The sequence below is a fragment of the Agrobacterium sp. OT33 genome (assembly GCF_017313365.1).
In the GTDB taxonomy this organism is placed as follows: Bacteria; Pseudomonadota; Alphaproteobacteria; order Rhizobiales; family Rhizobiaceae; genus Agrobacterium; species Agrobacterium rhizogenes_A.
Genome location: NZ_JAFLMZ010000009.1, coordinates 208,072 through 222,693, shown reverse-complemented (window position 1 = coordinate 222,693; position 14,622 = coordinate 208,072). Strand labels below are relative to the sequence as shown.

The 14,622-nt window shown below is 61.2% G+C and carries 13 protein-coding genes; 8 read left to right on the top strand and 5 right to left on the bottom strand.

The window, feature by feature from the left end:
* The first annotated feature begins 5 nt into the window (after positions 1-5).
* The 4 genes from era (at position 6) to recO (ending at position 3,302) form a co-directional block, all read left to right on the top strand.
* Positions 6-956: a GTPase Era gene (era, locus tag JZX88_RS21365; RefSeq protein WP_065115260.1), complete on the top strand. Its 951-nt coding sequence runs from the start codon at positions 6-8 to the stop codon at positions 954-956.
* A 257-nt stretch (positions 957-1,213) separates the two neighbouring features.
* Positions 1,214-1,966 (top strand): Crp/Fnr family transcriptional regulator, encoded by a 753-nt coding sequence (locus tag JZX88_RS21360; protein WP_110759392.1) that lies wholly within the window; start codon positions 1,214-1,216, stop codon positions 1,964-1,966.
* A gap of 137 nt (positions 1,967-2,103) precedes the next feature.
* Entirely contained in the window at positions 2,104-2,481 is a 378-nt protein-coding gene (locus JZX88_RS21355) for a response regulator (RefSeq protein ID WP_206914638.1), read from the top strand.
* A gap of 56 nt (positions 2,482-2,537) precedes the next feature.
* Positions 2,538-3,302 carry a DNA repair protein RecO gene (recO, locus tag JZX88_RS21350; RefSeq protein ID WP_110759389.1) on the top strand — a complete coding sequence of 255 codons (765 nt, stop codon included), beginning with the start codon at positions 2,538-2,540 and terminating at the stop codon, positions 3,300-3,302.
* Positions 3,303-3,304: 2 nt separating this feature from the next.
* Here the strand turns inward: recO and JZX88_RS21345 are convergent, their stop codons facing one another.
* On the bottom strand, positions 3,305-4,519 hold the full coding sequence (locus JZX88_RS21345) for an MFS transporter (RefSeq protein WP_206914637.1): 1,215 nt from the start codon (positions 4,517-4,519) through the stop codon (positions 3,305-3,307).
* Positions 4,520-4,702: 183 nt separating this feature from the next.
* Between JZX88_RS21345 and JZX88_RS21340 the strand changes: the two genes are divergently transcribed.
* Positions 4,703-5,437, top strand: a complete 735-nt coding sequence (locus tag JZX88_RS21340; RefSeq protein WP_206914636.1) for a class I SAM-dependent methyltransferase — start codon at positions 4,703-4,705, stop codon at positions 5,435-5,437.
* Between the two features lie 30 nt (positions 5,438-5,467).
* On the opposite strand, the gene JZX88_RS21335 is transcribed toward JZX88_RS21340, so the two are convergent.
* The 4 genes from JZX88_RS21335 to JZX88_RS21320 form a co-directional block, all read right to left on the bottom strand.
* A complete protein-coding gene (locus JZX88_RS21335; RefSeq protein WP_206914635.1) occupies positions 5,468-6,310 on the bottom strand; it encodes an MOSC domain-containing protein in 843 nt (280 codons plus the stop codon).
* 11 nt (positions 6,311-6,321) lie between these two features.
* Positions 6,322-6,966 (bottom strand): HD domain-containing protein, encoded by a 645-nt coding sequence (locus JZX88_RS21330; protein ID WP_206914634.1) that lies wholly within the window; start codon positions 6,964-6,966, stop codon positions 6,322-6,324.
* On the bottom strand, positions 6,963-9,734 hold the full coding sequence (locus JZX88_RS21325; RefSeq protein WP_206914633.1) for a DUF2339 domain-containing protein: 2,772 nt from the start codon (positions 9,732-9,734) through the stop codon (positions 6,963-6,965). Before JZX88_RS21325 ends, JZX88_RS21330 begins: the two co-directional genes overlap by 4 nt.
* 128 nt (positions 9,735-9,862) lie before the next feature.
* Positions 9,863-11,422 carry a VOC family protein gene (locus tag JZX88_RS21320; protein WP_206914632.1) on the bottom strand — a complete coding sequence of 520 codons (1,560 nt, stop codon included), beginning with the start codon at positions 11,420-11,422 and terminating at the stop codon, positions 9,863-9,865.
* A gap of 290 nt (positions 11,423-11,712) precedes the next feature.
* Between JZX88_RS21320 and JZX88_RS21315 the strand changes: the two genes are divergently transcribed.
* From JZX88_RS21315 to JZX88_RS21305, 3 genes are all read left to right on the top strand, one after another.
* Entirely contained in the window at positions 11,713-12,756 is a 1,044-nt protein-coding gene (locus tag JZX88_RS21315; protein WP_206914631.1) for an ABC transporter substrate-binding protein, read from the top strand.
* Positions 12,757-12,958: 202 nt separating this feature from the next.
* Positions 12,959-13,747: an ABC transporter ATP-binding protein gene (locus JZX88_RS21310; protein ID WP_161991619.1), complete on the top strand. Its 789-nt coding sequence runs from the start codon at positions 12,959-12,961 to the stop codon at positions 13,745-13,747.
* Positions 13,744-14,562: an ABC transporter permease gene (locus tag JZX88_RS21305; protein WP_206914630.1), complete on the top strand. Its 819-nt coding sequence runs from the start codon at positions 13,744-13,746 to the stop codon at positions 14,560-14,562. The genes JZX88_RS21310 and JZX88_RS21305 overlap by 4 nt, the downstream gene beginning before the upstream one ends.
* Positions 14,563-14,622: the final 60 nt, after the last annotated feature.

Below are 14,622 nucleotides of genomic sequence, written 5' to 3'. Positions count from 1 at the left end.
CTTGAATGGATATCATGACCGATCACGAAAACCCCGCCATCCCTGGCGAAGATGCAGCCCTTCCGACCCGCTCCGGCTTCGTCGCCCTCATCGGCCCGACCAATGCCGGCAAGTCGACGCTGGTGAACCGGCTGGTGGGCGCCAAGGTTTCGATCGTCAGCCACAAGGTGCAGACGACACGCGCGGTGATGCGCGGCATCGCCATTCACGACAATGCCCAGATCGTTTTCATGGATACGCCCGGCATCTTCAAGCCGCGCCGCCGGCTCGACCGCGCCATGGTCACCTCCGCCTGGGGCGGCGCGAAGGACGCGGACCTCATCCTGCTGCTGATCGACAGCGAACGCGGCCTGAAGGGCGATGCGGAAACCATTCTCGAAGGTCTGAAGGATGTTCCGCAGAAGAAAATCCTCTGCCTCAACAAGATCGACCAGGTGAAGCGCGAGGACCTTCTGAAGCTCGCCGCCGCCGCCAACGAGACAGTCGCTTTCGACCGCACCTTCATGATCTCGGCGACCAATGGTTCGGGCTGCGAGGACCTGATGAACTATCTGGCCGCCGAACTGCCGGAAGGCCCATGGTATTACCCGGAAGACCAGATTTCCGACCTGCCGATGCGCCAGCTCGCCGCCGAAATCACCCGCGAGAAACTGTTCCTGCGCCTGCATCAGGAGCTTCCCTACGCCTCGCATGTCGAGACGGAAAAGTGGGAAGAACGCAAGGACGGCTCCGTGCGCATCGAGCAGGTGATCTATGTCGAGCGCGACAGCCAGAAGAAGATTGCACTCGGCAAGAACGGCGATGCGATCAAGGCCATTTCCACCGCCTCGCGCAAGGAGCTGTCGGAAATCCTCGAACAGCCCGTTCATCTCTTCCTGTTCGTCAAGGTGCGCGAGAACTGGGGCGACGACCCCGAGCGCTTCCGTGAAATGGGTCTGGAGTTCCCGCGGGGGTAACGCGCAGGCGCGATATGCGCGATGCGAAAACACACCCGCTTCCGTCATTCCGGCCTTGAGCCGGAATGACGGGCGGAAATGTCGCGAACCAACGCGAACGTCGAGGTTGCCCAAGCCCTTCGTTTTTATGTGTTCGAGGGAGAACGCGACGCAATCCTTGAACGATCTGAATATCTTCACCTCCATCGGGAACCGAATAGGTTCGGGCGGGTTGTTCCAAAACAATTGGGCGCAACCTTTTTCGATGACGGATATTCATGTCGCCAAAAAAACCGAACGGAATTTCCACCACCCCGTGCCAGCAATGTCCTCTGCGCGACCTGCCGCATTTCCGGGATTTTTCCTCCTCCGAACTCGATTTCGTCTCGCGTTTCAAGACGGGCGAACTTGCGGTGGAAAGCGGCTCGGTCATCCTGATGGAAGGCTCGCACAGCGCCCATCTTTACACCGTTTTGCAGGGCTGGGCTTTCCGTTACAAAACGCTGGAGGACGGCAGGCGGCAGATACTCAACTATGTCATGCCGGGCGATCTCGTCGGTCTTCAGGGCACGGTGATGGGGGAAATGCAGCATTCGGTGGAGGCGCTCTCGCCGGTGACGCTCTGCGTCTTCGAGCGGTCCCGCCTCAACAACCTCTTCACCGATCACCCGACACTTGCCTATGACCTGACCTGGATCGCGGCAAGCGAGGAGCGCATGCTCGACAGCCATCTTCTCAGCATCGGCCGGCGCACCGCCCTGGAGCGTGCCGCCTATCTGATCGCGTTTCTTTATCGCAAGGCGAAAGCGGTCAATCTCATCCCCGGCGAAACACCGATCCCGGTCACCCAGCAGCATGTGGCAGACACACTCGGCCTCTCCATCGTTCATACCAATAAAACCCTGAGAAAGCTGGTCGATCGCGGCCTCATCCGCTGGACGGACAAGGGCTGTCTGGTGCTTGATGATGCGGGGCTTAGCCATGTGGCGGGGTGGGAGAGCGACGAGAAACGGCAAAGGCCCTTCATCTGATCTTCCTTTGACATGTCTTTTTTAAATGACGGTGGGGCCGTAATTTGCGACTCCTGTCGTGATATCTCACTGCGGAATCATTTCGGAGATCGCGGCTTCGGGCCTGACGGCTCTCTCATTTAGGAAGAAGAAAACATATGGTGCCACAACGGGTTATCATCGTTGAGGATGAATATCTGGTGGCGCTTGATGTCGAGGCGGTTCTCCAGTCCATGGGGGTGGAAACCATCACCATCGCCACGACGCTTGCGCAGGCAAGGGAGGCCGCCGGACAGGATGTTGCAGATTGCGTGCTTCTCGATGTCAGCCTCTCCGATGGCAAGAGTTACGATTTTGCCCGTGAGCTGCGCGCGGCGGGCATTCCCTTCGGTTTCGTCAGCGGTTACGGCGATACGACGGGCTTTCCGGAAGACCTGATGCATGCCCCCTTGCTTGGCAAGCCTTTCGGCGAAAACGAAATCGTCGGTTTTGTCCTTGGTCTGGTCGATACGGACAGGGATGCCGTAAAAGAATAACGTTTCGCCGCCAGATCGGTTATGGTGGGACTTGAATCGAAATTCGGACAGGTTTCATGCAGTGGCAGGATGAGGCGATCATTCTCGGTGTCAAACGCCATGGCGAGACGAGCGTCATCGCCGAGGTGATGACCCGTTCGCGTGGCCGCCATCTGGGCATGGTGCGCTCCGGTCGTTCCCGCAGCATGCAGCCGGTGCTGCAGGCGGGAAACCGGGTGGATGTCGTCTGGCGGGCGCGTCTTGACGACCATCTCGGCGAATATCGCATCGAGCCTCTGCAGTTGCGCGCCGCGCAGCTGATGGAAACGGCGACCGCCGTTTACGGCGTCCAGGCCATGGGCGCTCTTCTCAGGCTTCTGCCGGAGCGTGATCCGCACCCGCATCTCTATCAGGCGCTCGATATCATCCTCGACAATCTCCACGATCCGGCCGATGCCGGCGAATTGTTCGTGCGGTTCGAACTCGCCGTCTTGAACGATCTGGGTTTCGGGCTTGATCTCACCGAATGCGCGGCGACGGGGCTGCGCACCGATCTCATCTATGTATCACCGAAAACGGGCAGGGCGGTTTGCCGCACGGCAGGCGCGCCCTATGCCGCCCGGATGCTGTCATTGCCCGCTTTTCTCGGTGAGGGCCAGTCGAAAGCTGCCGATCCCGAAAGCCTCGCGGCGGCCTTCCGCCTGACGGCCCATTTCCTCAACCGGCATGTCTATGATCCACGTGGCCTGAGTGAAAACGCCGCCCGCGACGGTTTCGTGCAGGCGGCGTTGAAGGCGCTGCAGCGCAGGGCATCGCCGCCCGCGCTTGATGAGGCCGTGTAGTCTCAGGCCATTGCAGGCCGCGGTGCGGGGCGCTCCTGAATGGGCCAATGTACGATGGCGGCAAAGATTCCCATGCCGACGCCGAGCCACCAGACAAGATCATAGGACCCCAGCCGGTCATAAAGAAAGCCGCCGAGCCAGACGCCGAGGAACGAACCGATCTGGTGCGACAGGAACACGACGCCGCCGAGCATGCCGAGATGGCGCGTGCCGAACATGATCGCCACCAGGGCATTGGTGGGCGGTACGGTGGAAAGCCAGAGAATGCCCATGACGGCCGCAAAGAGGATGACCGAAAGCGGTGATTGCGGCAAAAGCAGGAAGGCCGTAACGGCGACCGAGCGGGCGATATAGATATAGGCCAGCATATAGGGTTTCGAATAACGCTGGGCGATGACGCCGGCGGCCAATGACCCGATGATATTGAAGAAGCCGATCAGCGCCATGGCAATGACGGCATAGCGCGGTTCGATGCCGATATCGCCGAGATAGGCCGGGAAATGCGCGGTGATGAAGGCCACCTGGAAACCGCAGACGAAAAAGCCTGTCGTCAACAGGAGATAGCTCTTGTGGCCAAGCGCTTCCCGCAACGCTTCGCCCGCCGTCTGCTGGAACTGCGTCTGTGACTGGCTGCCGGAAGAGGAGTTGCCGCGCATCGGAAAGGCGAGCAGCGGCACCAGCATCATCATCACGGCAAGCCAGACGAGGCTGTCAGACCAGCCATAGGCGGAAATCAGCCCCTGGCTGATCGGCGCGAACAGGAACATGCCGGCAGAACCCGCCGCCGTGCCGATGCCGAAGGCGAGCGAGCGCTGCTGCGGCGTGACATGGCGTGCAAAGGCAGACAGGATGACGCTGAAGGAGCCGGCGGCAATGCCAAGCCCGACAAGCACGCCGCCGCCGAAATGCAGCCAGAACGGCGAGGTGCCGAAGGACATGCAGATGAGGCCGGCGGCATAAAGAAAGCCTGAGAGCACAAGCACGCGGCCCGTGCCGTATTTATCGGCGATTGCGCCGAAGAAGGGCTGGCCGAGGCCCCAGAACAGGTTCTGCAGGGCCATGGCGAGGCCGAAGGTGGAGCGATCCCAGCCGGTGTCGGCCAGCATCGGCAGCTGAAAAAAGCCCATGGCCGAACGCGGCCCGAAGGTCATGACGGCAATCAGCGACCCGGCGGCGATAATCAGCCAGGGCATGGTCTGGCGTGTGGCTTGCGACATGAAATTCTCCTGCTGCAGCATGCGCCTTGGAGGTGGCGAAGATCTTCTGCAGATTCCCTCTGATCGGGATGAATATTAGCTTTTGTCAGCCGTCCCCACTAGCGACTTTTCTTGACCCCCATTATTCATGGGATTGATGGGATGCCCCCGTATATAGCTTCCGGGGATACCGGAGATATGACGATGAAGCAGAATATTTACGATGACCCCGGGTTTTTCGAGCGCTACAGCGCCATGCCGCGCTCCGTGGAAGGGTTGCGGCAGGCTGGCGAGTGGCACGAGCTGCGCGCCATGCTTCCGCCGCTGCAGGGCCGCAGCCTTCTCGATCTCGGCTGCGGTTTCGGCTGGCATTGCCGTTATGCGGCAGAGCAGGGGGCGGCCCGTGTCGTCGGCGTTGATCTTTCGGAAAACATGCTGCGCCGTGCCGCCGAAATAAATGGCGGCCCTGGTATCGAATATCGCCGGGCGGCAATTGAGGACATCGATTTTCCGTCGGAAAGTTTCGATGTGGTTCTGAGTTCTCTCGCCCTGCATTATGTCCGCGATATCGACCTGGCATTCGCGAAAGTTTCCGCGGTGCTGAAATCCGGCGGCGAGTTCATCTTTTCCATCGAACATCCCGTTTTCACCGCGCTGGAAAAACAGGACTGGTTCTATGACGAGAAGGGCGAAATCCTCCACTGGCCGCTCGACAATTACCAGAACGAAGGCGTGCGCCATTCCAACTGGATGGCGGATGACGTCGTCAAATATCACCGCACGGTGTCAGGCATTCTCAACAGCCTGCTTTCTGCCGGCTTTGCCCTGACGCGTCTGGCCGAGCCAAGGCCCGATCCCGCCTTGCTCGCGGAGCGACCGGAGATGAAGCACGAAGATCGCCGTCCGATCTTTCTGATCGTCAGCGCCCGCAAGCCGTGATGGCATTGCGGACGTTGCAACGCCCGTGGCTTACCGCCTCTTGATCGCCCAGCCTTCCGGCCGTTCCTCGACCACCTTGGCCACGTCGCCGAGCGATAGTTTGCCCTGACTGCGCGGCGTCACGTTCCAGCCGAACAGCGGGCCGGGCACGCGCCGATCCCCCGACATGCGGATGCGGCCCATGGCTTTCATGGGCGAGGGCACATCGCGGGAGCCGGTTATCTGGTCCTGCGTGGTCATGATGCAACGGGCGCAGGGCTTGACCAGATCAAAACGAATGCCGCCGATCTCGATGGCCGCCCAGCGATCCTCAGCCCATGGCTCGTCCGTATCCAGCACGATATTCGGCCGGAACCGCTCCATGCCGACGGCATCCTCGCCATTGGCGCGCATGTTGTCGTTCAGCGCGGCAAGCGAGGCGGTGGTGGTGACGAGGATCTGGTAGCCGTCCGCAAAGGTGACGGGCGTTTCGTTGCCGGTCCATTCGAGGCTTGCAATGCGTTTCGAGGCATCATCGAAGAATGCCAGCTTCACCTCGCGCCCCAGCCACGCCGAAAGCGTATCGTTGGTCTCGTCATCGGCGATATTAGCGCTGACGATCGATTTCCACACCGCCACATCCATGCGCGCTCCGGTCGGTCTTGCAACGATCTCGCCGTCCTTTTCCCGCGCAAGTGCCATGCCGCCATCCTCATGCCGCGCCAGAACCGTGGCGATGGCAGGCAACTCGCGCTGGGTGATGAAATGGCCGGAAGGGTCGATCAACATGGCGCGACGGTCGCCCGGCAGGCCCTCGGCCGAAACGGCGCTCTCGGAGAGGGGAATGCCGCGCGCGCTTTTCAGCGGATAGATGTTGAGTTCGGTCACACGCATCTTGGATATCCTCAAATCTCGTCGAGAAACAGCTCGAGCACCTGTTGCAGCCGCTCATGGCGGGCCTTGGCCATCTGCCGCCCCGTCCCGGTGCGAAAGCCGTCCGCCAGTTTGAAGAGCTTGGTTTCGAAATGGTCTATCGCAAAGGCGCGGTCGTCAAGCGGACGGTCCTTCGCCAGCGGATCGGCCGGATCGTAGAGCGCCGAGCCCATGCGTCCGGCAATGTAAAAGCACCGCGCCGCCCCCACCATGCCGATGGCATCCAGCCGGTCGGCATCCTGAAGGATTTTTGCCTCCAGCGTCTGCGGCTCGATATTGGCGGAAAAGCTATGGGTGGTGATGGCGTGTGTGGCGGCGTCGATATCTTTCTGCTGCCAGCCAAGCCCGGCCAGAATGCCGGATGCCTTTTCCGCCGCCAGTCGTGAGGCCTGCGCACGCAGCGGCGAGTTCTTTTCCACCGCAACGCAATCATGCAACAGCACGCTTGCCGCCAGCACGGTGCCATCGCCGCCTTCGCCCGCATGGATGCGCATGGCGTTGCGGAAGACGCGGTGAATATGGGCAAGATCATGCGAACCGTCGCCCGTATCGGCGGCGTGCGGTATCAGGTCCTGCGCAAGCGCCGCATAGGGCGCGAAAGCCTCGGCCGCGATCATGCCTGCGGCTTCCGGGTCAGGATTTTCTGGTAGAACAGGCCGATGCCGATCAGCACTGCGCCAAGCCCGATGAAGGACAGGGCTCTCAGCACGCCTTCAAGGTTGCTCATGTCGATCAGGAATGCCTTGGCAACCGAGATCAGCACGAAGGCGGCCGATGCCAGACGCAGGCTGCGGGCATTAAAGCGCGAGCCGAGCACCAGTAGCAAGACGCCGATCAGCAACCAGACCACCGAATAGCTGTAGGTCTCGCCCTGCATAAAACCCTTCCAGTCGGCGATGTTTTCGCCCTGCCAGAACCGCCGAACCGAAAGTGTGGCCCAGGCAAAACCGAGTGCCGCACCCGCCACCGCCAGCATGCTGACATAGGGCGGCGGACGTTTGCCGCGCGCATAATAGGCAAGGCCGCCATAGGCGAGCGCCGGCAGGAGGTAACCGATCAGCAGCAGATTGAGGACCGGAATGCGCCCGGTGTTTTCGCCGGTGAAATAAGGGTTGAGCGTAAAGAAATGCATCGTCAGCACGTTGATGACGGCAATCACGCCGGCAATCATCGAACCGTAACGGAAGACGGGGCTGGGGCTCTTGAGATCCAGCGTCATCAGCACGCCCGAGAAGCCGATGGTCAGCAGCGTGTAGATCGATTGTTCGCCGAGCGTCGGTACGCTGTTATCAAGCGTGCCGCCATTCATCGCGTGGCGGATGAGGATGGCGACGGCGAGAAGCCCCATGACGCTGGCAATCGCCTGCAGGAAGTTTTTCGCCCTGACCCCCGGCCAGTCGCGCAGCAGCCAGGCCGAGGCGACGGCCAGCAGTGCGGGAATGCCGTAACCCGGCAGAAGCGCGTTGAAGACTGGTCTGGTCCCAAGATTTTGCGGCCCGACAATGGTGGGTTCCCAGGCGATGCGGCCGAGAACGGCAACGCTTGCCACCGCCATGACCCAGGGCAGCACATCCCAGTTGCGGTAACGGCTGGCCAGCACATAAACAAAGCCGATAACCGAAAGCAGAACGGTTGTCGCGAGCCCTTCCGTCAGCGTGTGCAGGCTGAGCGCGAAGGCGGCAAACGAGCCGAGCACGAGAATGTTGAGCGGTTTGCGATAGGCCGCGTTGTCCTGCCGGTGCAGCCACTCCGCCCCGGCAATCAGCACCAGGCCGAGGCCGAGACCATAGGCGGCGTGCAGCCAGTCGCGGCCGAGATTGCCATATTCAACGAAGCTTGCGGTTGCCAGCCAGACCGGGAACAGCGCGGCAATACCTGCCCAGAGCTGGGCGAAATCCGCATCGTCAGCGCCCTTCCGCTTCAGGAAGGAGAAGGCGCAGAGCACGAGGACAGCGCCAAGACCAAGCGCCATGGCGATTTCAGCCGTATAGCCCGTCCCGACGGGCGGCAGTGTGATCCCGGTATCGTTTATGAGGCCGATGAAATCGATGCCCTGCCGCGACATCAGCGCAACCGCCGTCTGCGCACCGAGTGCTGCGATGATGGCCGGCCACACCGCATAGTGGCGGGCAGCACCAAGGGCCGCAAGCGCTGCGATGAGCGCCGAGACGATCAGCGCCGGGTGGGTGTCGATGCCGCCACTGGCGAACAGGAAGCCGATGGCCGGCAGGATGACGGCCATCGATACGGTGAGGTTGATGGCAAGTGACGGGCGCAACAAAAGCCGTAGCGCACGGATGGCGCGCCGCTCCGGGGCGGCGGTTTCGCCGGTTTCTGCCGGCGGCGTATCTAGGTGTTTCCCGGGCCACAGGAAGATCGTGCCGGCCAGCATGACGAGCAAAGCGAGCGTCGGTGGTTCGGCATTGATCGTCTCGGAAAAGCCGATATAGCCGAGCGCCCAGAGGCCAAGGCCGGCATTGGCAAGGGACGGAACCACGGTCCAGCCCTGCCTGCGCGCTGCGGCCGCGGTCGCCAGCCACGAGATCGTCAGGAAAACGAACAGCGCCCAGATATTTGGCGTTTCGCTGGAAATCAGCGCCGGCGTCAGCATCGAGCCGAGAAGACCGAGCCCGGCCAGCGCCTGCCCATGCAGCAGCGATAGGCCAATGGTGGCAAAGGCGACAAGCCCGAGCAGGATGAAGGCCGTTCCGGAGCCGATATAGCCGTAGATGCCATAGGCCGCATAAACCACGCCGAACAGCGTCAATGCGCCGGCCGCCGTCAGCACGCCCGGTATCATGGCGTTGGAATAAGCGGTGGCGATGCCCGGCACCGCCTTGCGGCGGATCGCTTCACCGGCAAGCCCGAGAACGAGGCCGAAAATGGCGGCAAGCGACAGCCTGACCGCTGGGCTGAGCAGCCCCGATTCGATCGAATATTTGACGAGGAAAATACCGCCCAGCGCCAGCGCCAGCCCGCCGGCCCAGACCGCCCAGCGCGCGCCGAGCAGACTTTCCAAGCTTTCATTCGTCGCCGGCGCGGATACGGCCCCGGCGGCGAGCGCAGGCTGCGCTTCCTCGCGCACGACCTCTTCCGGTACTGCTGTGGCTGCGATTTCTTCAGGCTCGGATGCGTATTCAGCCTGGGGGGCTGCCGCTTCCGGAGCGGCTTCACTTTCCTTTTCCGCTGCGAAATCCGGTTTTTCCGTGGTTTCCGCACTCTCCGCCTGCGCCGCCGCAGGAGCCACAACGCCCGCAGCCATCAGCCGCTTGAGGCTGTGAACCTCCCGTTCCAGAGACTTGATTCGGCCTGAATTGCGGATGGTCGCGACCAGCATGTAGATGAAGGCCGCGATGAGGGCGAGGATAAACAGCGGGATGTCCAAACGGGCTCTCCAATTACGAAGCTGTTTTTAAAGCTCTTTTGGCGAGTTTATGCAAGGCCCGGTTGATGAAGGTGTGGGTAACGGGGGAGCGGGCGGCGCCCACTCGGCCTATGCGCATCTATCGAAAATCAGGAAACATCCGCCAGCCAGCGCCGCGCGGCTTCGATATCGGCGAGCCCGAGATCGTGTCCGTCTTCGACCGTTTCCATCTCGGCCCTCGCGCCGCCGGCCGCAAGCTTTCCCTGCAGCTCGCTCGCCTTGTCGCGGTATTTGTCGCGTTCTCCCGCCACAAGCAGGAAATTGCGACCGGAAAGGTCGGCGTCCGGCCATGTTTCGAGAACCGGTGTCGGGCGATAGAGCAGCGCGTCTCCGGCCAACTCCGGATGGAGCGCGGCAAAGGCCGCATAGAAGTTCGCGCCATTGGAATGGCCGATAAACCGCAGCTTCGAACGATCAAGACCATAGGAGCGTATCGCGCCTTCCACGAAGGCGGCAAAGGCTTCCGCTTCGGAAACGATATCCTTCTGGTCGAAGCTGAAATCGGGATAACGGCGGAACCAGCGGGCGATATCTTCTTCCGTGCTGCGGCCGCGCACGCCAAGAAGTGTCGCGCCGGCTGCTGCCCGGTGCGCCAGCGGCATCAGGCTGGTTTCGCTGCCGCCGGAACCATGCAGCAGGATGATGGTGCTGCCATCCGGCTCCTCGGGCGTGTAAAAACGGTGTACGAAGGGCAGGTCGCGATAAACGATGCGCTCTTCGCCCGGCATCGCAAATTGCGGCAGGGCGACCCGCACATCCGCCTCGTCCTTCATGAACAGCGGCGGAATGAACAGTTTTTCGCCGAGCGTTTCCAGCGGTTCGTCCACTGTCATGCCCGGCCCGTCGGTCGCCATTTCAATCAGCACGCCGCCCGGTTCGCGGACGTAGAGCGAGTGGAAATATTTGCGGTCATGGGCGTTGGTGGTGCTGGAATTCAGCGATTTCAACCCCGCAAGAACAGCGTTCAGCTCTTCCATGTCCTCGGCGCGGAAGGCGATGTGGTCGACCGTGCCGGTGCCCGGCGCGCTGGACCAGAAGCCGGTCGCGTCGCGCACGTCGATAATGTCGCCGCCGTCGGAAACGAGCCGACGGATCGCGCCTGTCTGGCTTTCCTGCCGGTAACCGAAATGTTTCTCCAGAAACGCCACGGTCTCTTCCGGCACCTCGCTCAGCATCGTCGCACCATAGATGCGGCGAATCGCGTCCTGCGCAGAAATGTCGTCCGTCACATGCGGCGTGGCATCGGCAAAGGCATGGGTGCCGACCAGTTTGACGATCAGGCCATCAGGGTCTTTCAGCCGGATGACCGGGGCGCCGAATTCGTCGGCGGGACCTTCGGTGCGAATGCCGAATTTCAGCGCCCGCGTCAGCCAGAAACCGATGGCGGCGGGATCGATCGCCAGCGAAATCTCCAGCGTCTGGCCGTAACCGACACGCCCCTGGCCGCCGTCTTCCCAGACAAGAAATGTCAGAAGGGAGCCGGGCGAAGCGATATCGTCGCCATAGAGCAGATGCAGCTGCATGGCGTCTTCGAAGCCGGCGGTGCGCTTCGCCAGCCTTAACCCGAGGAAGCCGGCGTAAAAATCCACATTCGCCTGCACCTTCCGGGTGATCATGGTGATGTGGTGTATGCCCAGTGCAGAATTCATCTCGCCGTCCCGCTGTTTTACCCGTTATTCGTGATCCTATTTGTCCTACGCTGCCCCTGATCCGCAACCCCGGCAAATGAGAACGCTGTGTTCGTCGTGTGAACGGAATTCCACACGCTTCGTTGCATGCGCCTTGGGCAAAATTCCCGCTTTTTACTCGCCGATTGACCATTTTTGCTCTTAAAATAAGCATATAAAATTATGGCTATTTTGTATGCAGTTTTGTCTTGCCTTGAGGGATGGAATTGGCTCTTATGCAACCAATCCAACAAAACCATCAGGGGGAACAGATGATTTTAACGCGCAGGTTGTTGTCCAGGGGCCTGGCTATCGCCGTGGTCGGCGCCGCTGCCGGAATTTCGTTGCCGGCGACGGCTGTCCGTGCCGAAACGCCGGTCAAATTCACGCTCGACTGGAAATTCGAAGGCCCCGCCGCCGGCTTCCTGCTGGCGCTGGACAAGGGATACTTCAAGGCGGAAGGCCTCGACGTCACGATCGACAGCGGCAATGGCTCGGTGGAAGCGATCCCGCGCGTGGCGACGGGCGCCTACCAGATGGGGTTCGGCGATATCAACTCGGTGATGAAGTTCCTCGATGAAGATCCGAGCCAGAAGATCAAGGCCGTTTACATGGTCTATGAGCGCCCGACTTTTGCCGTCGTCGGCCGCAAGTCGCTTGGCGTCACGGGTGATCCGAAGTCGCTGGAAGGCAGGAAGCTCGGCGCGCCGCCGCCGGATGGCGCCTTTGCGCAATGGCCGGCCTTCAGGCAGGTCGCGGGTCTCGATGAGAGCAAGATCAAGATCGAATCGATCGGTTTTCCCGTGCGTGAACCGATGCTTGCCAAAGGCGATGTCGATGCCGTCTTCGGTTTTGCTTTTTCTGTCATCCTCAACCTGAAGAAGCAGGGCATTGCCGATGAGGACATCTCAACCATCCTGATGGCCGAGCACGGCTTGAATCTCTATGGCAATGCGGTGCTGGTAAATACTGATTTCGCTGAGAAAAACCCTGATGCCGTGAAGGGGTTCCTGAAAGCGCTGGCCAAGGGCTTCGCCGATTCCGTCAAGACCCCGGAAGAGGGCGTGGCGGCGGTGCTGAAGCGCAATGAGACGCTCGACAGCGCCATCGAGCTGGAACGCCTCAACATGGCCAACAGCATGAATATCAAGACGCCCTATGTGGTGGAAAACGGCATGGGCGGCGTCGATCCAGCCCGGCTTGCTGCCTCCATCGAGACGTTGAAGGTTTCCATGGGCCTGAAGGGCAATGTGAAGGCGGAACAGGTGTTCGATGCGACCTACCTGCCGGCCAAGGCAGAACGCATGCTTCCCTAAAGGATGGAGCGAGTGGGTGCCGCGCGCTTCTTCTCCCCCGCCGGGGAGAAGTCCGCGGCAGCGGGATGAGGGGCAGGGGTGCGGTCTATCGCTGGCGTCGCCCCCCTCATCCGACCCTTTCGGGCCACCTTCTCCCCGCGCAGGGAGAAGAAACAAGCGGCGATGACGGTAGCGCATCTAGCAACTGAAAATGGGGATCGCGATGTCACATCTCGTGGAAATAGACAATGTCGACATGCGTTATGGCGGGTCGGCCGGCACGCTGGCCGTATCCGGTTTGAACCTGACGGTCGACAAGGGTGAATTCGCCGCCGTGGTCGGCCCGTCGGGCTGCGGCAAGTCGACCCTGATGAAGCTGGTGACGGGGCTGCATATTCCGCAAAAGGGCAATGTCATCGTTGCCGGGCGGCAGGTCACGGAGCCGGTCTCCATCGTCGGCATGGCGTTTCAGAACCCGACGATGCTGCCCTGGCGCACCACGCTTGAGAACATCCTGCTACCGCTGGAAATCGTCGAAAAACACCGCCGCCGCCTGCGCGCCCACAGGGCGGAATATGTCGCAAAGGCCGAGCGCCTTCTGGAAATTGTCGGCCTGAAGGGATTTGGCTCGAAATATCCGTGGCAGCTTTCCGGCGGCATGCAGCAGCGTGCCAATCTCTGCCGCGCGCTGATCCATGAGCCGGAACTGCTGATGCTGGATGAGCCATTCGGCGCGCTCGACGCCTTTACCCGCGAGGAGTTGTGGTGTGTCATCCGTGACCTGCACGCCGCGCAGCGCGTGACCATCATTCTGGTAACCCACGATCTGCGCGAAGCGACCTTCCTCGCCGACAAGATTTTTGTGATGAGCGCGAGGCCGGGCCGCGTGCTGGCGGAACATCGCGTGCCCTTCGCCCGTCCGCGCCAGCTCGATCTCATGTATGACAAGGGTTTCAACGACATGGTGCAGGCACTGCATGGCGAAATCGCGCAGGCGAGGGTGGCGGCATGAGCGCGATCATGGAAAGCACCGTCACGGTCGAGCCACGCAAGCCGCTGATTGCCCGCGTCAACTGGGTGAAGGCCGCCCCCTGGCTTTATACGCTGGCGCTCTTCGCGCTGTGGGAATTGCTGGTATATGCGCTGAAAATGCCGCCCACCATCCTGCCGTCGCCGGTAAGGGTAGGTCAGGCCATCCTGCAATATTGGTCGCCGATCTGGAAGAATTCGCTGCAGACGCTTTATACGACGACTTTGGGCTTTGCCATCGCTGTTGTCGCCGGCCTTGCCATCGGCCTGTTCATCGGCTGGTCGAAAACCATTTATGCCGGGCTTTATCCATTGATGATCGGCTTTAACGCCATCCCCAAGGTGGCGCTGGTGCCAATCCTCGTCATCTGGTTCGGCATCGGCACTGTTCCCGCAGTGTTGACCGCCTTCCTGATTTCCTTCTTCCCCATCGTCGTGAATGTCGCCACCGGCCTTGCCACCATCGAGCCGGAAACCGAGGACGTGCTGCGGGCGCTGGGCGCAAAGAAGATGGATATCATGCTGAAGGTCGGCATTCCGCGTTCCATGCCCTATTTCTTCGGCTCGCTGAAAATCGCCATCACGCTCGCCTTCGTCGGCTCGGTCGTCTCGGAAACCGTCGCCTCCAATTATGGCCTCGGCAACATGATGAGTTCGGCGCAGAGCCAGTTCAACGTGCCGCTGGTCTTTGCCGGCCTCCTGATGCTCGCCGTGGAAGGCATCGTCATGTACGCCATCATGGCCTGGCTTGAAAAACGCATGACCGGCTGGGCGCATCGCTCGACCATGGGTCAGTGAGGCTTTCTTCTCCCTACCGGCGAGAATTTGGCCCGAAGGGTCGGATGAGGGGGCGACAGC